Source organism: Micromonospora sp. NPDC049101, assembly GCF_040648675.1.
Lineage (GTDB): Bacteria > Actinomycetota > Actinomycetes > Mycobacteriales > Micromonosporaceae > Micromonospora.
Genome location: NZ_JBEZED010000010.1, coordinates 151,971 through 173,313 on the forward strand (window position 1 = coordinate 151,971; position 21,343 = coordinate 173,313).

At 72.2% G+C, this 21,343-nt stretch carries 19 protein-coding genes and 1 pseudogene; 10 read left to right on the forward strand and 10 right to left on the reverse strand.

Annotation, left to right across the window (positions count from 1 at the left end):
• Positions 1-268: 268 nt before the first annotated feature.
• The 4 genes and pseudogenes from AB0B57_RS16185 to AB0B57_RS16200 all read right to left on the reverse strand — a co-directional run.
• A pseudogene (locus AB0B57_RS16185) lies at positions 269-610 on the reverse strand (DUF3140 domain-containing protein); the annotation flags it as partial.
• Complete coding sequence (locus AB0B57_RS16190) at positions 597-815, reverse strand: DUF2945 domain-containing protein (RefSeq protein WP_357069722.1); 219 nt, start codon at positions 813-815, stop codon at positions 597-599. The pseudogene AB0B57_RS16185 and the gene AB0B57_RS16190, both read right to left, overlap by 14 nt.
• 52 nt (positions 816-867) lie before the next feature.
• Positions 868-1,470: a Uma2 family endonuclease gene (locus AB0B57_RS16195; RefSeq protein WP_357069724.1), complete on the reverse strand. Its 603-nt coding sequence runs from the start codon at positions 1,468-1,470 to the stop codon at positions 868-870.
• 56 nt (positions 1,471-1,526) lie between these two features.
• Entirely contained in the window at positions 1,527-2,333 is an 807-nt protein-coding gene (locus tag AB0B57_RS16200; RefSeq protein ID WP_357069726.1) for a class I SAM-dependent methyltransferase, read from the reverse strand.
• A gap of 479 nt (positions 2,334-2,812) precedes the next feature.
• Here AB0B57_RS16200 and rpsA point away from each other — a divergent pair, with 479 nt between their 5' ends.
• Together rpsA and coaE are read left to right on the forward strand one after the other, a co-directional pair.
• Complete coding sequence (gene rpsA / locus AB0B57_RS16205; protein ID WP_357069728.1) at positions 2,813-4,324, forward strand: 30S ribosomal protein S1; 1,512 nt, start codon at positions 2,813-2,815, stop codon at positions 4,322-4,324.
• 310 nt (positions 4,325-4,634) lie between these two features.
• Positions 4,635-5,816, forward strand: a complete 1,182-nt coding sequence (gene coaE, locus AB0B57_RS16210) for a dephospho-CoA kinase (RefSeq protein WP_357069932.1) — start codon at positions 4,635-4,637, stop codon at positions 5,814-5,816.
• 11 nt (positions 5,817-5,827) lie between these two features.
• Here coaE and AB0B57_RS16215 read toward each other — a convergent pair whose 3' ends face one another.
• Entirely contained in the window at positions 5,828-8,026 is a 2,199-nt protein-coding gene (locus tag AB0B57_RS16215; RefSeq protein WP_357069730.1) for a hypothetical protein, read from the reverse strand.
• Between the two features lie 299 nt (positions 8,027-8,325).
• Here AB0B57_RS16215 and uvrB point away from each other — a divergent pair, with 299 nt between their 5' ends.
• The 4 genes from uvrB to AB0B57_RS16235 all read left to right on the forward strand — a co-directional run bounded on the left by uvrB (position 8,326) and on the right by AB0B57_RS16235 (position 12,927).
• Positions 8,326-10,434 carry an excinuclease ABC subunit UvrB gene (gene uvrB, locus AB0B57_RS16220; protein ID WP_357069732.1) on the forward strand — a complete coding sequence of 703 codons (2,109 nt, stop codon included), beginning with the start codon at positions 8,326-8,328 and terminating at the stop codon, positions 10,432-10,434.
• A 66-nt stretch (positions 10,435-10,500) separates the two neighbouring features.
• Positions 10,501-11,517, forward strand: coding sequence for a helix-turn-helix domain-containing protein (locus AB0B57_RS16225; protein WP_357069734.1), 1,017 nt, complete (start codon positions 10,501-10,503; stop codon positions 11,515-11,517).
• Positions 11,518-11,594: 77 nt separating this feature from the next.
• A complete protein-coding gene (locus tag AB0B57_RS16230) occupies positions 11,595-11,963 on the forward strand; it encodes a VOC family protein (protein ID WP_357069736.1) in 369 nt (122 codons plus the stop codon).
• 106 nt (positions 11,964-12,069) lie between these two features.
• Entirely contained in the window at positions 12,070-12,927 is an 858-nt protein-coding gene (locus tag AB0B57_RS16235) for a helix-turn-helix transcriptional regulator (RefSeq protein WP_357069738.1), read from the forward strand.
• A 173-nt stretch (positions 12,928-13,100) separates the two neighbouring features.
• Here the strand turns inward: AB0B57_RS16235 and AB0B57_RS16240 are convergent, their stop codons facing one another.
• Positions 13,101-13,394, reverse strand: coding sequence for an antibiotic biosynthesis monooxygenase family protein (locus tag AB0B57_RS16240; protein WP_357069740.1), 294 nt, complete (start codon positions 13,392-13,394; stop codon positions 13,101-13,103).
• 83 nt (positions 13,395-13,477) lie between these two features.
• Here AB0B57_RS16240 and pnuC point away from each other — a divergent pair, with 83 nt between their 5' ends.
• From pnuC to AB0B57_RS16255, 3 genes are all read left to right on the forward strand, one after another.
• Positions 13,478-14,134, forward strand: a complete 657-nt coding sequence (gene pnuC / locus AB0B57_RS16245; RefSeq protein WP_357069742.1) for a nicotinamide riboside transporter PnuC — start codon at positions 13,478-13,480, stop codon at positions 14,132-14,134.
• A gap of 104 nt (positions 14,135-14,238) precedes the next feature.
• A complete protein-coding gene (locus AB0B57_RS16250; RefSeq protein WP_357069744.1) occupies positions 14,239-15,312 on the forward strand; it encodes an AAA family ATPase in 1,074 nt (357 codons plus the stop codon).
• 383 nt (positions 15,313-15,695) lie between these two features.
• Positions 15,696-16,694: a TerC family protein gene (locus AB0B57_RS16255; protein WP_357069746.1), complete on the forward strand. Its 999-nt coding sequence runs from the start codon at positions 15,696-15,698 to the stop codon at positions 16,692-16,694.
• 110 nt (positions 16,695-16,804) lie between these two features.
• Here AB0B57_RS16255 and AB0B57_RS16260 read toward each other — a convergent pair whose 3' ends face one another.
• Positions 16,805-17,785, reverse strand: coding sequence for an NlpC/P60 family protein (locus AB0B57_RS16260; RefSeq protein ID WP_357069748.1), 981 nt, complete (start codon positions 17,783-17,785; stop codon positions 16,805-16,807).
• Positions 17,785-18,882, reverse strand: a complete 1,098-nt coding sequence (locus tag AB0B57_RS16265) for a dipeptide epimerase (protein ID WP_357069750.1) — start codon at positions 18,880-18,882, stop codon at positions 17,785-17,787. The genes AB0B57_RS16260 and AB0B57_RS16265 overlap by 1 nt, the downstream gene beginning before the upstream one ends.
• A gap of 44 nt (positions 18,883-18,926) precedes the next feature.
• On the opposite strand from AB0B57_RS16265, the gene AB0B57_RS16270 reads away from it, so the two are divergent.
• Positions 18,927-19,724, forward strand: coding sequence for a tyrosine-protein phosphatase (locus AB0B57_RS16270; RefSeq protein WP_357069752.1), 798 nt, complete (start codon positions 18,927-18,929; stop codon positions 19,722-19,724).
• On the opposite strand, the gene AB0B57_RS16275 is transcribed toward AB0B57_RS16270, so the two are convergent.
• Both AB0B57_RS16275 and AB0B57_RS16280 read right to left on the reverse strand, forming a co-directional pair.
• Positions 19,693-20,382 carry a lysoplasmalogenase gene (locus tag AB0B57_RS16275; RefSeq protein WP_357069754.1) on the reverse strand — a complete coding sequence of 230 codons (690 nt, stop codon included), beginning with the start codon at positions 20,380-20,382 and terminating at the stop codon, positions 19,693-19,695. The genes AB0B57_RS16270 and AB0B57_RS16275 overlap by 32 nt on opposite strands.
• 49 nt (positions 20,383-20,431) lie before the next feature.
• Positions 20,432-21,292 (reverse strand): serine hydrolase, encoded by an 861-nt coding sequence (locus AB0B57_RS16280; RefSeq protein WP_357069756.1) that lies wholly within the window; start codon positions 21,290-21,292, stop codon positions 20,432-20,434.
• Positions 21,293-21,343: the final 51 nt, after the last annotated feature.

Here is a 21,343-nt window from a genome sequence, read left to right on the forward strand (position 1 = left end):
CCCGAAACCCCTGACCAGGTCGTCCTGGTCGCGGCCGTTGGGTCATGGGCGCGGGCCAGGTCAAGCGTGTCCGGACCGCCGCGTCCGCCTCGCCCCCCCGTGCCGGCCCGCCGTACAGCGACTGCCGGGTGCTGACTGCTGGGTGCCGGCCCGGTGTGCCATTCCCAAGATCCGCGCAACTTCGGGGAACGTGCTGGGTTGTGGTGTTGTGAGGCACCAACGTCACCGAGGTTGCGCAGATCTTGCGGCGGATGACCAGCTACTTCATGGGGTCGTGGCCCCAGTTCATGAGGGACCAGCGCCACCTCGTGTCGCGGACGTTGCCGGAGGGGCGCTGCGCCATGTGCCGTCGTACGTACCCGACGACCTTGCGCATGTGCTTGTAGTCGCCCTCGGACAGGTCGCCACGTTTGCGCCGGAGCAGGTTGATGATCTTCCGGCCGGATTCGTGTCCGACGGACTCGCCGCCACCGGAGCGGCCGCCCTTGTGCCAGCCAACCTGCTTCGACTCGTCGGTCTCCAGCCAGGTGGACAGCTCGCCGGGCTTCATGTTCACCGCCTCGGTGAAGTCCCGGTAGGTGTCCCGGCCCTGGTCGTCAGCCTTGCTCATGACGCAGCGCCTCGGGTCGGTGGGCCACGTCGCGGCCCGTTCCGTCACTGAGAACCCGGTACTGCGGGTCGTCGGGGGCCGCGTTCACGGCCCGTCCGCGGATCCGCGTCCGCTTGGTGATCGTCTCCTGCACCACGCCGTACGCGCGGCTGCCGTGGGCCGACCAGGAAACCTGGTCGCCCGCGCGGAATCGCTGTTCGGCCATGCTCCTCGGCTACCCGACACCGGCGCGGTGAAACGGCAGGTCCGGGGACGCGCTACGGGGTGATCTCGGCGACCGGCAGCTTGATGTCGAACGGCTCTGCCAGCTCGATCACGTCGGCGCCGTCGGCGACCAGCTCGTACTGCCGCTCACCGCCGGGGCCCACCCGGTCGCCGATCCGGTACGCGTAGACGTGCACCGGGTCCTGCTCGATGCGCCAGTAGAACGGGATGCCGGCGGCGGCGTACTCGCCGGGCTTCGCGAACCTGTCGATCCGGCGCGTCCCGGGCGAGACGATCTCCACGGCGAGGACCACGTCCGCCGGACGCAGCGAGGATCGGGAGGAAGCCACGCCGGCCCGCCGCAGGAGAACGTCCGGCTGTCGGCTGGTGTTGGGACTCAGCCCGACTCCGACGGCCTGAACGACCCGGAGGTCAGCCGGCACGTGTTGCAGCAGCCAGTGCGCAAGCAGTAACGAGATGTCTTGATGGCCCAGGGTGGGGGAGGGTGTCACCTGGATAACTCCGTCGACGAGTTCGACGCGGGGGGCGTCGTCCGGCAGGGTGAGCAGGTCCTCCAGCGTGTAGTCGGCACGCTGCTGCCGCATCGGGTCCGGACACCAGGGGCCAGGTGATGTCGGGATGGGCTCGGCGCTCATGGGACGAGCCTACCGGCGCTCGATGCGACGCAGGGCGGACTGCGGGTGCGACGCGCTCACTCCGTGGGCCTCTCGGTGACGAAGATGGCGGTGCCGGGGAAGAGCCGGCCGCGCAACGGGCTCCACTGCCCCCAGATGCCCTCGTGCCCCTGCGGCCACTCCGGCTCCACCAGGTCCAGCAGCCGGAAGCCGGCACCGACCAGCTCCCGGATCCGGTCGCCGAGGGTGCGGTGCTGCTCGACGTACGTGGCGACGCCGGCCTCGTCCTGCTCGACGTAGGGGGAGCGGTCGAAGTACGAGTGCACGGCGGTCAGCCCACCCTCGCCGGGGTCGTCGAGGAAGATCCACCGCATCGGGTGGGTCACCGAGAACACCCACCGCCCGCCGGGGCGCAGCACCCGGTGCACCTCGGCGAGCAGCGCCGCCGAGTCGTCCACGAACGGAATCGCGCCGAAGGCGGTGCAGGCGAGGTCGAACGACCGGTCGGCGAACGGCAGGGCGAGCGCGTCGGCCTGCACCAGCGGTACGCGTACCCCGGTGCGGTCGGCGGCCTTGGCGGCGTGCCGCAACATGCCGGCGGACAGGTCGAAGGCGACCGGCCGGGCACCCTGGGTGGCCAGCCAGCGGGCGGCGGAGGCCGCGCCGCAGCCGACCTCCAGCACCCGGCGACCGGGCAGGTCGCCGAGCAGTCGGACATCGGCCTCGCGCAGGCCCTCCGGGCACCAGACGAAGTCCACGTCGCCGAGGAACGCGCCGTGCTCAGCCTGGTAGTCGTCGGCGTCGGTGTCCCACCAGCCGCGGTTGGCCCGCCGGGCCTCGGCGTCACCCACCCGGCGCCGGGTGACCCGGCTGTCGTCATCCACGCGCTCACGCTAGGCCCCATCCGCCAGGTTGGGTGCGGCGGCGCGTCCACGAGCTGCGCGGCTTCGCGTGTGCCGCCGCCTGATCGACTCGGTTTCGGTGACGTCACGGTGTCCGGCCGGGTGGGACGCGCCGATTTCCAGGAAACCGAGCCGATCAGGCGGGGCGGAGGGCGACGATTGGGGCTGCTGTGACGCACGAGACAGCAGTGGTGTTTTCCGGGCGATTGTTCGTCTTTCGCAGGTCATCACACACAGAGAAGCCGGGAGGGCTTGCACGCTGTGGTAATGCGCACGGTAGGCTAGACGATGCGCTCGCGGATCGCGTTGCCTCGGCAGGGAGCAGGTGCGCGGTCGACGGAGCCACATCATGATCTCACTAGGCGATCGTTCGGTGTGCCCGGCGACGGATCCGCTGGCGCGAACAGGTCACTGCGACACCAGCCTGCTGTGACAACCCACCGACCGGAGCAACCGCCCACATGACGAGCAGCATCGAGGCCCCCTCGAGCGCCACCCGGGTCACCCACGACGATCTCGGTTCCGAGGAGGCATTCCTCGCCGCGATCGACGAGACCATCAAGTACTTCAACGACGGCGACATTGTCGAAGGCACCGTCGTCAAGGTCGATCGGGACGAGGTCCTGCTCGACATCGGCTACAAGACCGAGGGCGTCATCCCCTCTCGTGAGTTGTCGATCAAGCACGATGTGGACCCCGCCGAGGTTGTGACGGTTGGCGACCACATCGAGGCCCTGGTCCTCCAGAAGGAGGACAAGGAGGGTCGTCTGATCCTCTCCAAGAAGCGGGCACAGTACGAGCGGGCCTGGGGCACGATCGAGAAGATCAAGGACGAGGACGGCGTCGTCCGCGGTTCGGTCATCGAGGTGGTCAAGGGCGGCCTCATCCTCGACATCGGGCTGCGTGGCTTCCTGCCCGCGTCCCTGGTCGAGATGCGTCGTGTGCGCGACCTGCAGCCGTACGTCGGGCGGGAGCTCGAGGCCAAGATCATCGAGCTGGACAAGAACCGCAACAACGTGGTTCTGTCCCGCCGGGCCTGGCTGGAGCAGACGCAGTCCGAGGTGCGCACCGAGTTCCTCAACAAGCTGCAGAAGGGCCAGGTCCGCAAGGGCGTCGTGTCCTCGATCGTCAACTTCGGCGCGTTCGTGGACCTCGGTGGCGTCGACGGTCTGGTGCACGTCTCCGAGCTGTCCTGGAAGCACATCGACCACCCGTCCGAGGTCGTCGAGGTGGGCCAGGAGGTCGAGGTCGAGGTCCTGGACGTCGACCTGGACCGCGAGCGGGTCTCGCTGTCGCTGAAGGCGACCCAGGAGGACCCGTGGCGGCAGTTCGCCCGCACCCACGCGATCCAGCAGATCGTGCCGGGTAAGGTCACCAAGCTGGTGCCGTTCGGTGCGTTCGTCCGCGTGGACGACGGCATCGAGGGCCTGGTCCACATCTCCGAGCTGGCCGAGCGCCACGTGGAGATCCCGGAGCAGGTCGTCCAGGTCGGCTCCGAGGTCATGGTCAAGGTCATCGACATCGACCTGGAGCGCCGCCGGATCTCGCTGTCGCTCAAGCAGGCCAACGAGGGCTTCGTCGAGGGCGAGGAGCACTTCGACCCGACCCTCTACGGCATGGCCGCGACGTACGACACCGAGGGCAACTACATCTACCCGGAGGGCTTCGACCCGGAGACGGGCGAGTGGCTCGAGGGGTACGACAAGCAGCGCGAGACCTGGGAGAACCAGTACGCGGAGGCTCGTCAGCGTTGGGAGGCCCACACCAAGCAGGTGCAGACCTCTCGGGCTGCCGACGCCGAGGCTGCCGCCAACCCGACTCCGGTCGTCCCGGCCGCTGGCGGCACCGGTGGCGGCGGCACCACCTCTTCGTCCAGCCCGGCCCCGAGCCGGCAGGCCGAGGAGCCGGCCGGCACGCTGGCCACCGACGAGGCGCTCGCCGCTCTGCGGGAGAAGCTCGCCGGCGGCAAGTGACCCGCTGAACGACTGAACGACGACGGGCCCCGCCCCCGCGATCTCCGGATCGTGGGGGGCGGGGCCTTCGCCGTACCCCCCTCGCGACCGCCGGACTCGCAAGATCGTGCTCGACCTTGGATATAGGGGCCTCGGACGACCAGGACACCACGACAACCTGGATCGAGCACGATCTTGCCGGGCGCCGGGCGCGGGCGCCGGAGATCGCGTCGGTCGGGGGCGGGTCTCTCCGATCGGTGGGTCGGCGGGCCGGGGGCGCGCGATCGTGGCGGGTTTGGCGGCAGGGCTCGTGATCCGGTTGACTGGTCGGGTGCTGAGAGTGGGGTTGACCGGCGGGATCGGGTCGGGCAAGAGCGCGGTGGCGGCACGGCTCGTCGAGCGGGGCGCGGTGCTCATCGACGCCGACCAGGTGGCCCGCGAGGTCGTCGCCCCGGGGAGCGCTGGGCTGGCCGAGATCGTTGCCGCCTTCTCCGACACGGTGCTGGATGCCGATGGCGCCCTGGACCGTGCCGCGCTGGGCGCGGTGGTGTTCGCCGACGAGACCGCCCGCCGTCGGCTGGAGTCGATCACTCACCCCCGGGTTCGGGCCCGCACCGCGGAGTTGGCCGCCGCGGCACCACCCGACGCGATCGTCGTCAACGACGTACCGCTGCTGGTGGAGGTGGGTCTCGCGCCCACGTACCACCTGGTGATCGTGGTGCAGACGGCCGTGACGACCCGACTGGAACGGCTGGTGCGCCGCCGGGGAATGGGTCGCGCGGAGGCCGAGCGGCGGATCGCCGCCCAGACCGACGACGCGCACCGCCGGGCGGCTGCCGACGTGGTGCTCGGCAACGACGGGAGCCTGGCGGCGTTGCACGACGCCGTCGACGCGCTCTGGTCGCAGCGGCTGCTGCCCTACGAGGACAACCTGCGTCAGCGGCGGGTGGTCCCGCCGGGTGACGGCGACCCGGTGGGGTCCGACGCGACATGGCCCGAGCAGTACGCGCGGCTGGCCGCCCGGATCCGGCACACGCTGGCCTCGGACGCCCTACGCATCGACCACATCGGCTCGACCGCGGTGCCCGGCCTCACCGCCCAGGACGTCATCGACGTGCAGGTGGCCGTGCCCAGCCTCGCCGACGCCGACGGGGCGCTGGCCGACCGGCTGGCGAACGCCGGGTTCCCGCGGGTGCCGGGGCAGTGGTGGGACGATCCGCGCCCGGCCGGCCGTGGTCGGTGGGAGAAGCGGCTGCACGGCAGCGCCGACCCGGCTCGTCCGCTGCGCCTGCACGTGCGGTTGGAGGGGTCGCCGGGCTGGCGGTACGCGTTGCTGATGCGCGACCACCTGCGTGCCGACCCGGATCACCGAGCCGCGTACCTGCAGCTCAAGCGAGATCTGGTCGATGCGGCTCCGGCCGCCGGCAACTCCGGCACGGCCCGGGACCCGTGGTTCGACGAGGAGTACCTGCGGGCCGAGCAGTGGGCCACGCAGACCGGCTGGCGGCCCTGAGGGACACGGGGTCAGCGGGGTCGAGGGGCCGGGGGGCGAGGCTTGGCAGCCGGTCGGGGCACCGGGGCCAGTCGCGGCACCACGGCGCGGTGGAGATCCAGTTGGGCCCACGCGTTGCCGTGGGTGCGCAGCTCCAGCCGCCGCAGCGACCCGTCGCGGTCGATCCAGTAGCGCAGCCGTGCGGCCGCCGGGCCCACCTCGACGACGTCCACGGTCCGTCCGGCGGTGACGTCCTCGCGTACCCGCACGGCCGCGCCGCGTGGCCCGACCGACCCGGCCGCCACCGCGGCGTCGACGAGCAGGCTCACGTCGTCCCCGGCGGATCGGGAGACCCGCCACGCTCCGGCCGGGGGCGGCAGGGGTGGCCGGCCCGGCGCCTCCGCCGTGCCGCCGCCAGCGGCAGCCGCCGGCAGGTCCGCCCGGGCCTGACCAGCTATGTCGCGGCGCAGCAGGGTCCGCCGATCCGGAACGGCCAGGTCGGCAACCGTGAGGTACGCGGTACGCGCGGTCCAGCTCAACCAGCCGGCGCCCCGCAGGTTGGTGTCCGTACCCGTCGGCGCGGTCAGCGTGACCGCCGCGCCGCCCTGGGCGCGTAGCCGGGCCGGCAGCCGATCCAGTCGACGCTGCTCGGCGTCGGTCAGTGCGCGGGGCAGACCGGGCCGGCCGCCGAGGGCGTCCACTGGCCGGAGTGTCGGACGGTCCGCCCGGTGCAGGGTCACCGTGACCGGCCCGACACCGGGCAGCCGGGTGACGAGCTTGTGCAGTCGAGCGTCCTGGTCGAGCCAGTACCGGGTCTGCCCGTCCGGCCCGGCCTCCGTCGGCTCGACCTGCGGCGTGGGTGCCGCGGTGCTGCCCGCGGGTGGTGTCCTGGCGAGCAGCGGTGCCTGGAGGACGTCCACCGGGCCGCCCGCCACGGTGTCCCGGGCGATCCAGCGCGCGGCGTCGCCCGGCACCGTCGGGGTCGCGTCCGGGCGGTCGGCGGCCAGGCCGAGGAGCAGGTCGAGCACCGCTGCCAGGCTCGCCCCGGACGGCAGGCGGTGCAGCCGCCAACGGTCTGCCGGAGGCACCAGCGGAGGTGCGGCGGGGGTGGGCACCGCCGCCGCGTCGGGCCGGATCACCAGCACCGGGCCGGCCCGCTGCACCAGCCCGCGCTCAGCACCCGCGCCGGGCCCGCCCACGTCGAGGTAGAGCAGCGACCGCGACCAGTCCACCCAGCCGACCAGCTCGATCCGCGCCGCGTCGACGCCGGCGGTGACGCGGACCCCGGCGCGCAGGTCCCGCAGGTTGGTGACCCGCACGGCGGCCAGCCGCTCACCCTCCGCGGAAGTCAGTGGCCGGGCGGGCTCGGGCGGGTCCGGCGCCCAGCTCAACAGCCCGAACACCAACGCCGTCGCGGACGTCACAGCGGTCAGACCGAGTACGAACAGCACGGTACGTCTGCGGCGGCTGGCCGAGACCGGACCGGCGGTGTCGACGGCTGGGTCGGCGGTGTCGTCGGCGCGGCTGGTCGCCGGGGTCCTGCCGGCGCCCCGGCCGGTGGCCGTCCGGCGGGTGCCGGCGGGCTGGGCGGTGGTGGGCTCGGTAGCGGCGGACCGGGTGGTGGTGGGTTTGGTGGTGGGGGCCTTGGTGGTGGTGGCCTTGGTGGCGGCTTGGCCGGTGGTGGGCTTGGTGGCGGCTTGGCCGGTGGTGGCCTTGGTGGCGGCGGACCGGGTGGTGGGCTTGGAGTCGGCGGACCGGGTGGTGGCTCGGGTGGTGGGTTTGGTGGCGCCGCGCTGGGGCGCGGCGGATCGGCCGGTGGTGGGCTGGGATGTGGCGGCAGGTGGGTCGGTGGCGGGCCGGTCGTTGCCGGTCGGTCCGGCGGCGGTGGTGGTGGGCTGGTCGGTGTCGCTGGTTTGTCCGGTGTGGGTTGGTCCGCCGGTGTCCTTGGGACCTCCGGTGCCTTTGGGCCGACCGGTGTCTTTCGGCTGTCTGGTCTCGGTGGGCCGTTCGGTGTCGGTCCGGCTGGCGGTGGACCCGCTCCGGCTCCCGGTGGGCCGGTTGGCCGCGTTGGCGTCGGCCGAGCCGGTGCGGTGCCGGCCGGCGCGGCGCCGGCCGGCGGCCGGAGTGCCGGGCTTACCCGCCGCGGAAGCGCTCCGCCGGTGGGTGCTGTCCGGCGGGGGCGTGCCCGTGGGGGTGGTGGTGTCGGGCGGCGGGGTCGCAGAGGTGTCCACGGGAGGTGAAACGGGCGGGAGGCGCCGGGGTGACGAGCAGGGGCGCTCGCGGCGGCCGGTCTGCGCCTCGAGCGCGACCACACGGGTGCGCACGCCGGACGAGCCGGGTGCTGCGACCGCAGTGCCGGGGGTGGCCGGCCGTGATGTTGGCCTGGCCACCGGCCCGGTCGGCCGCCGCGAGCGGCCTACATGGAGAGGGTAGTCCGGGTGACATCGGCCACACAATGGGAATATTGAAGCCGATCACGTACCTGGCGTGACGGCCTTTCCTGTCGGACCTCCGGCGTACCGTTGACGGCATGGCGCTCGACATTCCCCGGCTGGACAGCCGCTTCCAGGTCGTCAGTGAGTTTCAGCCGGCCGGTGACCAACCGGCAGCCATCGACGATCTTGCGCGCCGGGTTCGGCGTGGCGACCGCAACACGGTGCTGCTCGGCGCGACCGGCACCGGCAAGAGCGCCACCACGGCGTGGCTGATCGAGCGGTTGCAGCGCCCGACCCTGGTGCTCGCCCCGAACAAGACGCTCTGCGCCCAGCTGGCCAAGGAGTTCAGCGAGCTGCTGCCGCACAACGCGGTCGAATACTTCGTCTCGTACTACGACTACTACCAGCCCGAGGCGTACATTCCGCAGACCGACACCTACATCGAGAAGGACTCCTCGATCAACGAGGAGGTGGAGCGGCTGCGGCACTCGGCGACGATGTCGCTGCTCACCCGCCGCGACGTGATCGTGGTGGCGACCGTCTCGGCGATCTACGGCCTGGGCACCCCGGAGGAATACCTCAACCGGGCGGTGAAGGTGCAGGTCGGGCATGAGCTCGACCGCGACCAGTTGCTGCGCCGGCTTGTCGACATCCAGTACACCCGCAACGACATGGCCTTCCAGCGGGGCACCTTCCGGGTCCGCGGCGACACGCTGGAGATCATTCCGGCGTACGAGGAGCTGGCGATCCGGATCGAGCTGTTCGGTGACGAGGTGGAGAAGCTCTACTACCTCAACCCGCTGACCGGTGACGTCGTCCGCGAGGTCGACCAGCTGGTGATCTTCCCGGCCACCCACTACGCGGCCGGCCCGGAGCGGATGGAACGGGCGATCCGTGACATCGAGGTGGAGTTGGCCGAGCGGCTCGCCGAGCTGGAGCGGCAGGGCAAGCTGCTGGAGGCGCAGCGGCTGCGCATGCGCACCACCTACGACATCGAGATGATGCGGCAGGTGGGCTTCTGCTCGGGCATCGAGAACTACTCGATGCACATGGACGGGCGGCTGCCAGGCAGCCCGCCGCACGCCCTGCTCGACTACTTCCCCGACGACTTCCTCACCGTGGTCGACGAGTCGCACGTGACCATCCCGCAGATCGGCGGCATGTACGAGGGTGACGCGTCCCGCAAGCGGATGCTCATCGACCACGGTTTCCGGCTGCCCAGCGCGGCCGACAACCGGCCGCTGCGCTTCGACGAGTTCCTGGAACGGGTCGGCCAGATGGTCTACCTGTCCGCCACCCCCGGCACGTGGGAGATGGAGCAGGCACAGGGCGAGTTCGTCGAGCAGGTCATCCGGCCCACCGGCCTGGTCGACCCGCAGGTCGTGATCAAGCCGACCAAGGGTCAGATCGACGACCTGATGCACGAGATCAAGCTGCGGACCGACCGGGACGAGCGGGTGTTGGTCACCACGCTGACCAAGAAGATGGCCGAGGACCTGTCCGACTACCTCCTGGAAAACGGCATCCGGGTGCGTTACCTGCACTCGGAGGTCGACACGTTGCGCCGGGTGGAGCTGCTGCGCGAGCTGCGCAAGGGCGACTACGACGTGTTGGTCGGCATCAACCTGCTCCGCGAAGGTCTGGACCTGCCCGAAGTGTCGCTGGTGGCGATCCTCGACGCCGACAAGGAGGGCTTCCTGCGCAGTGGCCGGTCGCTGATCCAGACCATCGGGCGGGCCGCCCGTAACGTCTCCGGTCAGGTGCACATGTACGCCGACAAGATCACTCCGTCGATGGCGGCGGCGATCGACGAGACCGATCGGCGTCGGGCCAAGCAGATCGCGCACAACGAGGCGCACGGGATCAGCCCGGAGCCGTTGCGTAAGAAGATCCACGACATCCTGGACGACATCTACCGCGAGGCGGAGGACACCGAAAACTCCCGGGTCGGCGGCGCGGTGCGCCAGCTCTCCCGAGGCAAGGCACCGGTCAAGGAGACCCGCAGCCGAAGCCGGGGCGCCGCCACCACCACCTCGCGGGAGGGGATGGCCCGCGCCGACCTCGCCCAGCTCATCCAGGAGCTCAACGACCAGATGCTGGCCGCGGCCCGCGAGTTGCAGTTCGAGCTGGCGGCCCGGATCCGCGACGAGGTCTCCGACCTGAAGAAGGAACTGCGCGGCATGGACGCCGCCGGCGTGAAGTGACGACCAGCCGCCGGGCGTGACCAGCGAGCCGCTGGGTCGCCGTCGGCGTACGGAGGGCGGGCGCGGGTGACGACGGTGGCACCGGTGGGGGAGATGGTCCTCGGGCTGCCCGAGGTCAGCCTGCGTCCGTTCGTCGACCGGTACGTCGGCTACCGGGAACGGGCGGACCTGCCGCTGGTCCGCCGCGAGTCGGCAGGCGTCTTCGTGGTGCTGATCCTGGGCTGGGGCGCTCCGCTGGACGTGACCGACCCGCGCAGCGCGGAGCGCGGGGCCAGCGGTGTCGACTCCTTCGTGGCCGGCACCTTCGACGGCTGGTGCACCACACGTACGACGGGTGTGGGGGAGGGCGTCGAGCTGCTGCTCACCCCACTGACCGCCCGTCGGCTCCTCGGCCTGCCGCTGAACGAGCTCACCAACCGGGCCGTCGGCGTCGGGCAACTGCCGGGCCGGTGGCTGGATCGGCTGCGCGGCCGGCTCGCCGAGACGCCCGGTTGGCCGCAGCGGTTCGCCCTTCTCGACAGTGCGCTCGCCGGCCGGCTGGCGGCGTCGCCACCCGTCGACGCCCGGCTCGACTGGGCGTGGCGGTGGCTGGTCGCCAGCGGCGGGCGGGAGGGCGTCGGCGTGCTCGCCGACGAGTTGGGCTGGAGCCGGCGGCACCTCGCGGCCCGGTTCCGCCAGGAGATCGGGCTGCCACCCAAGATGGTCGCCCGGCTTCTGCGCTTCCAGCAGGCGTGCACGGCGCTGACCAACGTGGGGCCGAACGCCCTGGTCGGGCCGGATGCCAGGCCGCCAACCGCCGCCGGCCAGCCCTCGCCCGATGTGGGACCGACTGGCCAGCCCTCGTCTGGCCTGGGCCCGCCTGGCCAGCCGCAGTCTGACCTGGGACCGCCTGGCCTGGGGCCGTCCGGCCTGGGCTCGTCCGGCAGCCTGGAGCCGTCCGGTGCGGGACGGGTCGTCGACTGGGCCGCGGTCGCGGCGTGCTGTGGCTACTACGACCAGTCCCACCTGATCCGGGACTTTCACCAGTTCGCGGGGGCGACTCCGGCCGCGCTGCTCGCCGCCCGGTCGACACCGGCCGGCTAGGCGCCCAGGCGGGCGGCGACCCGCCGAGGTCACATTCGTCCAATCCGGAGCGGAGCCGCCGGCCGCAGAATTGGGTCATGCGAACCATCTATCCCGTCTTCCGTTACCCCGATCCCCGCGCCGCCATCGACTGGCTCTGCTCCGCGTTCGGTTTCCAGGTGCACGCCGTGCACGAGGCACCTGACGGTACTGTCGCGCACGCCGAACTCGTCCTCGACAGCGGCATGATCATGCTGGGCGGTCGGGCCGACGCGACGTCCAGGCCGGCCGACGACGACTGGTCGGTGTACGTGGCCGTACCGGACGTCGACGCCCACTGCGCCCAGGCCCGCGCGGCCGGGGCCGAGATCACCAGAGAACCGTTCGACACCGACTACGGGTCCCGCGACTACGCCGCCCGGGACCTGGCGGGCACGGTCTGGGCGTTCGGCACCTACCGACCCTGAGACGGTCCGGCGGGCCGGCCGCGCCGAATGACCTGATTGCGGTGAGCGAGCGAGCTATTGCACTGGGTGATCGTCCTGCGTACGCTCCCTCGATGGGGAGGCCGGGATGCCGCTGCCAACGAGTCCTGTCATTCGACGTGCACGTCTGGGCGCAGAGCTGCGCCAGCTGCGTCGGCGCGAGGCGCTGACCCTGGAGCAGGTCTGCGACCGGCTGGGTTGGGCCTCGACGTCGAAGTTGTCCCGCATCGAGCTGGGCCAGAGCCGGCCGGACCTCGCCGACGTGCTCGATCTGCTGGACATCTACAAGGTGCCCACTCCGACCCGGGAGGCGCTGATCGTGATCGCCCGGGATGCGGCGACCAGCCGAGGCTGGTGGAAGACGCTTGGCGAGATGAGCGAACGGCAGCGCACCTACGCCGAGTTGGAGGCGGGCGCGGCCGACATCGTCGAGTACCAGCCGACGGTCGTGCCGGGGCTGCTCCAGACACCCGCGTACACCCGGGTGTTGGTGGAGGCCGGCGCCCAGCTCACGCCGGAGATCGACGTGGAGGCCGAGGTGCGCGCCCGCGCCCTGCGGCAGGAGGTGTTGCGGCGGGCCTATCCGCCGCGTTACACGGCGGTGCTCGCCGCGGCCGTCTGCGATCCGGGTGACCTGCCGGTGGCGGTCTGGCGTGAGCAGCTGCGGCACCTGGTCACCGTGACCGGGTTGTCCCATGTCACGGTGCGGCTGCTGCCCCGTGGGGCGGCCGGTGGCGGGCTGCACCCGCTCACGCCGTACTCCTGCTATGCCTTTCCCGACCCGGCGGACCCGCGGACGGTGATGATCGAGGCGTTGACCACCGACGTCCGGTTGGCCACCGTGCTCGACGTCGGCCGCTACGAGCGGATGACCGAGGCGTTGCTGGAGGCCGCGCTGTCGCCGGAGGAGACGGTCACCGCGCTGGCCCGGCGCGCCGGGGAGTAGGGCACGCCGCGCGGCCACCGGGCCCGGCGCCCCCGAGCCCGTCGGGACCGGCGGCCGGCGCGTGCGCAGGCACGGTAATCGCCGGGTACGACAGTGTCGCGCGGGCTGGTGCGTCGAATCAGGCCGGTACGTCTAGATCAGGCCGGTACGTCGCAACAGGCGGGTGCGTCTCGTCAGGCCGGTACGTCGAGGAAGTGCTCGACCACGGGCGGCCCGGCGAAGTGTGGCCCGATCAACGCCCGCCACCTGTCGAACCGCTCGGTGGCCCGGAAGTTCTCCTCGTGCGCCTCGACCGAGTCCCATTCGACGAGCAGCACGAAGCGCGTCGGCGACTCGATTCCCCGGGTCATCCGCACGGACCGGCAGCCGGTTGCCCCGGCGAGCACGGGGTGACCCTCGGCGTACGCGGCGGCGAACGCGTCCTCATGTCCGGGCAGTACGTCGATCAGCGCGACCTCAAGCACCATGTCGGGAAGTTTCCCACGGCGGGCGGAACCGGCGGCGTCGCGGGGTCTGTTCCGGGTGTCGACACGGACCCTATGGTGGCAGCGTGATCATTGACTGGCTCACCGGCACCGCGTTCTCGGTGGCCGGCACGGCCACGACCTGGGCGGAACTGCTGGGGTTCGCGACAGGTGTGCTCAACGTGTGGTTGGTGGCCCGGCAGAAGATCGCGAACTGGCCGATCGGCATCGCCAACGTGCTGCTGCTCATGCTGGTGTTCTGGATCGCGGGACTGTACGCCGACGCGGGGCTCCAGGTCGTCTACGTCGCGCTCGGCTGCTACGGCTGGTGGCAGTGGATGTTCGGTGGCGAGCGGCGGAGCCGACTCACGGTGAGCCGGACCGGGCGGCGGGAGTGGCTCACGCTGGCGGTCGTCGGGGTGCTGCTCACCGGCGGGCTGTGGGTGCTGCTGGACCGGGCCACCGACTCGACGGTGCCGCTGCCGGACGCGTTGACCACGGCGCTGTCCCTGCTGGCCACGTACGGGCAGACCCGCAAGCGGGTGGAGAGCTGGTGGCTCTGGCTCGCCGCCGACCTGATCTACATCCCGTTGTACGCGTACAAGGGGCTGCACCTGACCGCCGTCCTCTACCTGGTCTTCCTCGCCCTGTGCGTGCTCGGGCTGCGTGCCTGGCGGGCGGACCTGCGTCGGGTCGACCGGCCGACCACGATCTCGCCCGGCCCGGCGCCGGTCACCCCGTGAGCGCCGACCCGCCGGCCCCGGTTCGTCCGCCAGCGGCGGATGGCACCCCGACACCACCCCGTCGCGTGCCGACACCGCGCCCTGCCCCGACAGCCGTCCGGCCGGTGCGCGCCCCGGAGTTCGGGCACGGATTGGTGGTGGGCAAGTTCTACCCACCGCACGCCGGGCACCACGCGTTGATCGCGGCCGCCGCGGCCCGCTGTGCCGAGGTCACCGTCGTCGTGGCACCGTCGCGTCGGGAGTCGATCCCGCTCACGCTGCGGCTCGACTGGTTGCGTGAGGTGCACGCGGACACCCCGTGGGTCCGCTTCGTCGGCCGCTACGACGACCACCCGGTCGACTACGACGACCCGACCGTCTGGGACGCGCACTGCGCGGTGTTCCGCGACGCGGTCGGTCCGCGGAAGGTGGACGTGGTCGTCTCGTCCGAGGCGTACGGCGCGGAGTTGGCTCGCCGCTTCGACGCTGTGCCCGTGTCGGTGGATCCGGACCGGCGGGCCGTGCCGGTGTCCGGCACGGCCGTCCGCGCGGATCCGGTCGGTCACTGGCGGTGGTTGAGCCCGCCGGTGCGCGCCTGGTTCGTCCGGCGGGTGGTGGTGGTCGGCGCGGAGTCGACAGGCACCACCACGATGGCCGCGGCGCTCGCGGCGCACTACGGCACGACCTGGGTGCCGGAGTACGGCCGGGAGTTGACCGCCCGCAAGCTGGCCCGGTTGCGCGAGCGCGTCGCGGAGGCGAGCGTCTTCGACGTCACGTGGGACCGGAGCGACTTCCGCACGGTGGTGCGCGAGCAGCAGTCGGCCGAGGACGCGGCGGCCCGGACGAGCGGACCGCTGCTCGTCTGCGACACCGACGCGCGGGCCACGGCGGTGTGGGAGGAGCGTTATCTGGGCAGCACGTCGCCGGAGGTACGGGCGGCGGCCCGCCGGCCGGCCCTGTACCTGTTGACGGATCACCGGGACGTGCCCTTCACCGACGACGGCCTTCGCGACGGCGAGCACCTGCGGGCCTGGATGACCGAGCGGTTTCGGAGTGAGCTGACCGGGTGCGGGGTGCCGGTGGTGGAGTTGACCGGTACGCACACCGAGCGGCTGGCCCACGCGGTGCGCGCCTGCGACGACCTGTTGGCCGCCGGCTGGTCGCTCACCGACCCGCTGGCCGCACCAGACCTACACTAGCCTCCTAGGAAGCGCCGCAGGGTGTGCCGCCGTGCTGCCGTTGACCCCCGTTCCGGGCGTGCCGCCGTTCCCGGTGGGACCCCGTGCCGATCACCGCACCCGAGGGCCCGTTCGGCCCCACCGGCTGCCCGGGGTGTGATCACGGGGCGTGGTGGGCAACAATGGTCTCCGAGGAGGGGAGTATTCCCCCGCGACGGAGTCGTCAGCACGGTCGATCGCCGGAACCACGGCGACGCGACCCGGCCCCGTGGGTCGTCGCCCTGTTCGCAGGGCGGCGGCGGAAGAGACCTCCGACAGTCACCAGAGTGAGCGACAGCGGCACGCCGGCCCCCGCGGGGGCGTACGGTGTGCCCGACGCCGCGTGTCTGCCGGAGGAATGAACGTTGGACGTGTCCGGATTGGTGTGGGCGGGGACGCTTGTCGCACTGACTGCGGTCCTGCTCGTCGACCTGTTGATCATTGGTCGGCGCCCGCATGAGCCGAGTGTGCGGGAGTCGAGCCTCTGGGTCGCCTTCTACGTCGGGCTTGCCCTGCTCTTCGGGGCGGGGGTCTGGTTGAGCGCGGGCGCCAGCGCGGCGGGGCAGTTCTACACCGGCTGGCTCACCGAGTACAGCCTCTCGGTGGACAACCTCTTCGTCTTCGTGATCATCATGGCCCGCTTCGGGGTGCCCCGGCAGTACCAGCAGAAGGTGCTGCTCGTCGGCATCGTGCTGGCCCTGGTGATGCGCGGCGGGTTCATCGCCGCCGGTGCGGCGCTGATCTCGCAGTTCTCCTGGGTCTTCTACATCTTCGGCGCGTTCCTGATCTACACCGCCGTCAACCTGGCCCGACAGGGTGAGCCGGACGAGGACGAGTTCTCCGAGAACGTGCTGATCCGGTGGAGCCGCAAGGCGCTGCCGATCTCCAAGGACTACGACGGCGCGAAGCTCACCACCCACGCCACCGGCAAGCGGCTGTTCACCCCGATGCTGATCGTGATGATCGCGATCGGCACCACCGACCTGATCTTCGCTCTGGACTCGATCCCGGCGATCTTCGGCATCACCCAGGAGCCGTACCTGGTCTTCACCGCGAACGTCTTCGCGCTGATGGGCCTGCGTCAGCTCTACTTCCTGCTCGGTGGCCTGCTCGACCGGCTGATCTACCTGAGCTACGGCCTGGCCGTCGTGCTCGGCTTCATCGGGGTCAAGTTGGTGTTGGAGGCGTTGGCCGACAACAACCTGCCGTTCATCAACGGTGGTGAGCACGTCGGCTGGGCGCCGCACATCCCGATCTGGCTGTCGCTGTTGGTGATCATCGGCACCCTGGGCATCGCCACCGCCGCCAGCCTGATCAAGTCCTCCCGGGACCGGCGCCGCGAGTTGGCCGACGCCCGCCGCTGACCGCACACCGGCCGGGCGCCCCAACGCGCCCGGTCGGTCTGGGGTCCGACGCATCCGGCCGGCTCAGGCCCGAGGCGCCCGGCCGGCTGAGGCTCGACGCGCCCGGCCGGTCAGACCCGGTGCGCGCCGACCAGGGTGGCGGTCCGCTCGGCTGGCAGCGGCTCCTCGATGACCCGCCGCCGCCGGTAGCAGGCGTGCAGCATCCGCCGCTCGCCGTCGTCCCCGGGTGCGGCGGTGACGATGCCGATGTGGTGGATGCCGCGGCCGGGTCGGGCGAAGAAGTAGAGATCGCCGGGGCGTTCCGTGCCCAGCGGCAGCGGGGTGGTGGCCGCGGCCTGGTCGTCGGCGTCGCGGGGGAGTAGCACCCCGAACCGCCGCCAGGCCAGGTGCACCAGCCCCGAGCAGTCGATGCCGTGCGCGGAGAGCCCACCCCAGATGTAGAGCACGTCCAGCAGCCGCTGCGCCACCGCGAGCGGCTGCTCGGCGTGCGGTGACGCGGCCGGTGCCGGGACCAGGTGGCTGTCGGGTAGCCAGAGCGGCGTGGCCTGCCCGGGGACGCACACCGGCCGCCAGTCGTCGCGTGCGGGGCCGGCCGGGACCAGGCGGGTGCCGACGACGACGCCGGGCAACACCATCGCGCCGCCCGGGGCGGCGCGCAGCCCGGTGACCGTGGCGTCCACCACCAGCGGGTGGTCGGTGCCGGTGGCCGGGTCGACAGTGGTCAGTTGGTCGGCGGGGAGCCAGCCGGGGTAGCCGCGCGGGTCCAGCTTGGCGGCTGGCTGCTCGACGGCGACGACCCGGGCCCAGCCGTCCGGGCGCAGCTCGCTGACGAGGACCCGCTCGCCGAGCAGGAGCTGGCTCAGCACGCAGTCGCCGACCTGCTGGTCGGTGGTGAGACCGGAGACCCAGGCGGGGATGTCGGCTCCGGCGCTCAGTGCCGGTCGGTCGGCCGGCCGGACCGCCTCGGGTGAGGTCCACAGTGTTGCCACCGCGACCCGGACGACGGCCTCGCGGCCCGGTTGCAGCTCCACGTCAACCCCCAGATCGAGTTGGTTGTCCAGGGCAACCCTATGAAAGAAACCAACGGTCATCAAGCACGAGCCTGCACCTTTGCTTCAGTCAGGCCGGAGATGCCCAGGCCAGGGGCGTTCGGCAGCACCACGGAAGCCCCGTCGTAGCGTATTCCGCCCTGCACCGGCGACCAGGCCAGCCACCAGGCGGCGTCCAGGTCGGCGACCGCGGTGGTGCCGTACGCGGCGACCAGGCTCGCCGCCGCACCGACGCCGACCTGGCTCTCCATCATCGAGCCGACCACCGTGCCGAGCCCGTGGGCGGTGGCCAGCTCGAGGAGGGTACGGGCCGGGTGCAGGCCGCCGCACTTGGCCAGCTTGACGTTGACCAGGTCGGCGGCCCGACGGCGGATCACCTCCACCAGGTCACGGACCCCGAAGACCGCCTCGTCGGCGAGGATCGGCACGGACACCCGGTCGCTGACCCAGGCCAGCCCGTCCAGGTCCCAGCGGGCCACCGGCTGCTCGACCAGCTCCACGTCGAGCCCGGCGTCCTCGATGCCACGAATCACCCGGACCGCCTCCCGGGGCGTCCAGCCCTGGTTGGCGTCGAGCCGGATCCGCACCCCGGGGCCGACGGCCGCGCGCACGGCCCGCACCCGGTCCAGGTCGCCGGCCGCGTCGGTGCCGACCTTCACCTTGAGCACGCCGAAGCCGTCGGACTGCCGCTGCCGCGCCGCCGCCGCCAGGTCCACCGCGTCGCCCGCGGCCAGCGTGACGTCCGTCGGCACCCGCAGCGTGGTGCCCCCGAGCAACCGCACCAGGGGTACGCCCAGCCGCCGGGCCGCGAGGTCGTGCAGGGCGACGTCCACCGCCGCCTTCGCCGCCTCGTTGCCCGCCACGGCGCGCTGCACCTCGGTGCACCGGGTCACCAGGTCGTCCGGATCGCGACCGATCAACCGTGGACCGAGCACCTCGCGTACGCACGCCCGTGCGCCGGCGACCGACGCGCCGGTGACCTGCCAGACCTGGGGCGCCTCGCCGAAGCCGGACCGGCCGTCGGTGTCGACGAGCTCGACGACCAGGGTGTCCACTGTGGTGGTACGACGCAGCGCGGTGACGAACGGGGTGTGTAAGGGGGCGGAAACCCGGTGGGTGCGTACCTCCGAGATCGTCATGCCAGGCACCCTATACGCAGGCACACGGCGGGATGGGGGACCGGATGACCGGGCAGGGCTGGGAACTGGTGGGTGCGCCGAACGCGCGTGACCTGGGTGGGCTCGTCGGCGCGGGCGGGCGGCGGGTGCGCGTCGGCAAGTTGATCCGCACTCCGGCGCTGGGCCGGCTGACCGACGATGACCTACCGGTGCTGGCGAAACTCGGCCCGGCGTGCGTGGTCGATCTGCGCGCCCCCGCGGAGATCGAGGTCGCCCCGGCGGATCGGCTGGCCGGTGAGCCACGGGTGGTGTGCCTGCCGGTGCACGACCCGGAGCACCCGGTCTTCACGTACGTCTCGGCGGTGCTGCTCGGCCACGACCTGGACGCGTACGCGGAGCTGGCCCGGCAGGGCACGGCGGGGGCGATGGCGGCCATCTACCGGTGGTTCGTCACCGGTGAGTCGGCACGGGTCGGGTTCGCCGAGGCAGTGCGGCTGGCGGCCCAGCCGGAGAACCTGCCGTTGGTCTACCACTGCTCCGCCGGCAAGGACCGCACCGGTTGGCTCACCGTCATCCTGCTGACGGCGCTCGGGGTGGACGAGGCGGCGATCCGCGCCGACTACCTGCGCAACAACGAGCTGACCGAGAGCCTGCGCGTGGTGATCGTCGAGGCGATGCGGCGGCGGCAGCCGGAGCTGGACGTCGACGCGGTGCTGCCGGTGTTGGAGGTTCGCGTCGAGTACCTCGACGCCGGATACCACGAGGTACGCCGGGTGCACGGCTCGTTCGACGCGTACCTGCGCGACGGGTTGGGGTTGACCGACGAGACGCTCAGTGCGTTGCGGGCGCGACTGTTGGAATGACCGGCGTGCTGACGCGGGCGGCGCGGCCGGTGACGATCAGTGCCTGGCCGGCTGCGTAGCTCGCCATGACCAGTACCGGCGCGCCGGGTGGTTCGGCAACGCCTGCCACTCCGGCGGCGATCAGCAGGTCGGACCCGAGGAACAGGGCGGCGCCGAGACCGACCCGCCAGCCCTGGGTGGCTGCCGTGCTGGCCATCGCGGCCAGGGCGAGCGCGTAGCCGGCCACCGGCCCGGCCAGGCCGGCGTCGGTCAGCCCCGCCCACATCCAGCTCAGGGCGACGACGGTCAGCACCGCGTACCCCAGGGGGACCGCGACCAGCGGCGCACGGCGCAGCGCGGTCGCGGCGCGGTGGCGGGTGAACGCCGCGAGGTAGCAGAGGTGCGTGCCGAGGAAACAGGCCATGCCGGCGAGGAACCAGCCGGTGTCGTCGATCATCAGGGCGATGTCGCCGCCGGTGGCGAAGGCCAGCCCGGCGAGGACCAGCCGGTCCGGTCGGGCTGCCTGTTCGGTGCTGGCCCGCCACAGGTACGCGGCGAGCAGCGGCATCAGCAGCGGTTTGGTGAGGAAGAAGGCCACGCCGCCTCCGGTGGCGTTGGCCAGCAGGTTCGCTGCCGTCACGACGAGGAAGGCGAGCAGCAGGGTGCGACTGCGGGGCATCGGCGGCTCCGGGGTGGGGGTCCGAGCAGCCTAGCCGCAGTCGGGCCGGTCAGAGCTGGTGGCGGGCGGCCCAGACCTGCGCGGAGATGTGCGCGAGCCGCAGGCAGGCGTCGTCCTCGGTGTCGTCGCCGCTGGCGTTGCCGTCGGTCGGGTCGGTGGTGGTGCAGACGGCGATCAGGTATGGCGGGGCGTCGGCGGGCAGGACCAGGCCGGCACCGTGGCGCACACCGCGTACCCAGCCGCTCTTGTGCGCGATGCGGGTGCCCTCGGGCAGGCCGGCGGCCAGGTCCTCCCGGTGTTCCTGCGCGAGCAGGACGTCCAGCATGGCCGAGCAGGCGGCCGGCGCGGCGAGTCGGCCCGGGGTGCCGGCCCCGGTGCCCAGCGCGCCGAGCAGCGCGGCCAGGTCGGCGGCGGTGACCGTGTTGGTGATGCCGGCCGCGCGGGCCGCGAAGTCCTCGATGCCCCGGCCGGTCACGCTGGTGCGGGCACCGGCCAGCGCCCACACCTCGGCCACCGCGGGTAGCCCGACGTGCCCGATGACCAGGTTGGTGGCCAGGTTGCTGGATCGCACGATCATCCGGTCGGCCAGCCAACGCAGCGGTGCCGTGTCGCCCAGCCGGTCCCAGACCGCGTCGTCGTTGTCGTAGTGCTGGGCGCAGGAGAACCGGGGCGCGCCGGGTTGGGCGGAGTCGAACTCGTTGACCACGGGAACCGGGGCGTCCAGGTCCAGTGCGCCGGCCTCGGCGGCACGGTAGAGCGCGGCGAGCACCGCCACCTTCATGGTGCTCGCCGCGTAGTGGGCGGCGTCCGGGTGGCGGGTCCAGGTCGGCGGTGCGTCCAGCCGGCCCACGTACGCCGAGACGGTGCCGGGCACCCGGTCCAGGTGCGCGTCGAGATCATCCCAGGTCATGCCGGTGACCGTAGCCGATCGGCACGGGCCGCTCGGGGTGGCCCGCGTACC

Excerpts from the sequence above, each read along its gene's own strand:
- AB0B57_RS16260 (WP_357069748.1), bottom strand. The coding sequence starts at position 17,785 with ATGACCGTTGGTTTCTTTCATAGGGTTGCCCTGGACAACCAACTCGAT.
- AB0B57_RS16195 (WP_357069724.1), bottom strand. The coding sequence starts at position 1,470 with ATGAGCGCCGAGCCCATCCCGACATCACCTGGCCCCTGGTGTCCGGAC.
- rpsA (WP_357069728.1), top strand. The coding sequence starts at position 2,813 with ATGACGAGCAGCATCGAGGCCCCCTCGAGCGCCACCCGGGTCACCCAC.
- AB0B57_RS16190 (WP_357069722.1), bottom strand. The coding sequence starts at position 815 with ATGGCCGAACAGCGATTCCGCGCGGGCGACCAGGTTTCCTGGTCGGCC.
- AB0B57_RS16265 (WP_357069750.1), bottom strand. The coding sequence starts at position 18,882 with ATGACGATCTCGGAGGTACGCACCCACCGGGTTTCCGCCCCCTTACAC.
- AB0B57_RS16275 (WP_357069754.1), bottom strand. The coding sequence starts at position 20,382 with ATGCCCCGCAGTCGCACCCTGCTGCTCGCCTTCCTCGTCGTGACGGCA.
- uvrB (WP_357069732.1), top strand. The coding sequence starts at position 8,326 with ATGGCGCTCGACATTCCCCGGCTGGACAGCCGCTTCCAGGTCGTCAGT.
- AB0B57_RS16270 (WP_357069752.1), top strand. The coding sequence starts at position 18,927 with ATGACCGGGCAGGGCTGGGAACTGGTGGGTGCGCCGAACGCGCGTGAC.
- AB0B57_RS16230 (WP_357069736.1), top strand. The coding sequence starts at position 11,595 with ATGCGAACCATCTATCCCGTCTTCCGTTACCCCGATCCCCGCGCCGCC.
- AB0B57_RS16235 (WP_357069738.1), top strand. The coding sequence starts at position 12,070 with ATGCCGCTGCCAACGAGTCCTGTCATTCGACGTGCACGTCTGGGCGCA.
- AB0B57_RS16280 (WP_357069756.1), bottom strand. The coding sequence starts at position 21,292 with ATGACCTGGGATGATCTCGACGCGCACCTGGACCGGGTGCCCGGCACC.
- AB0B57_RS16240 (WP_357069740.1), bottom strand. The coding sequence starts at position 13,394 with ATGGTGCTTGAGGTCGCGCTGATCGACGTACTGCCCGGACATGAGGAC.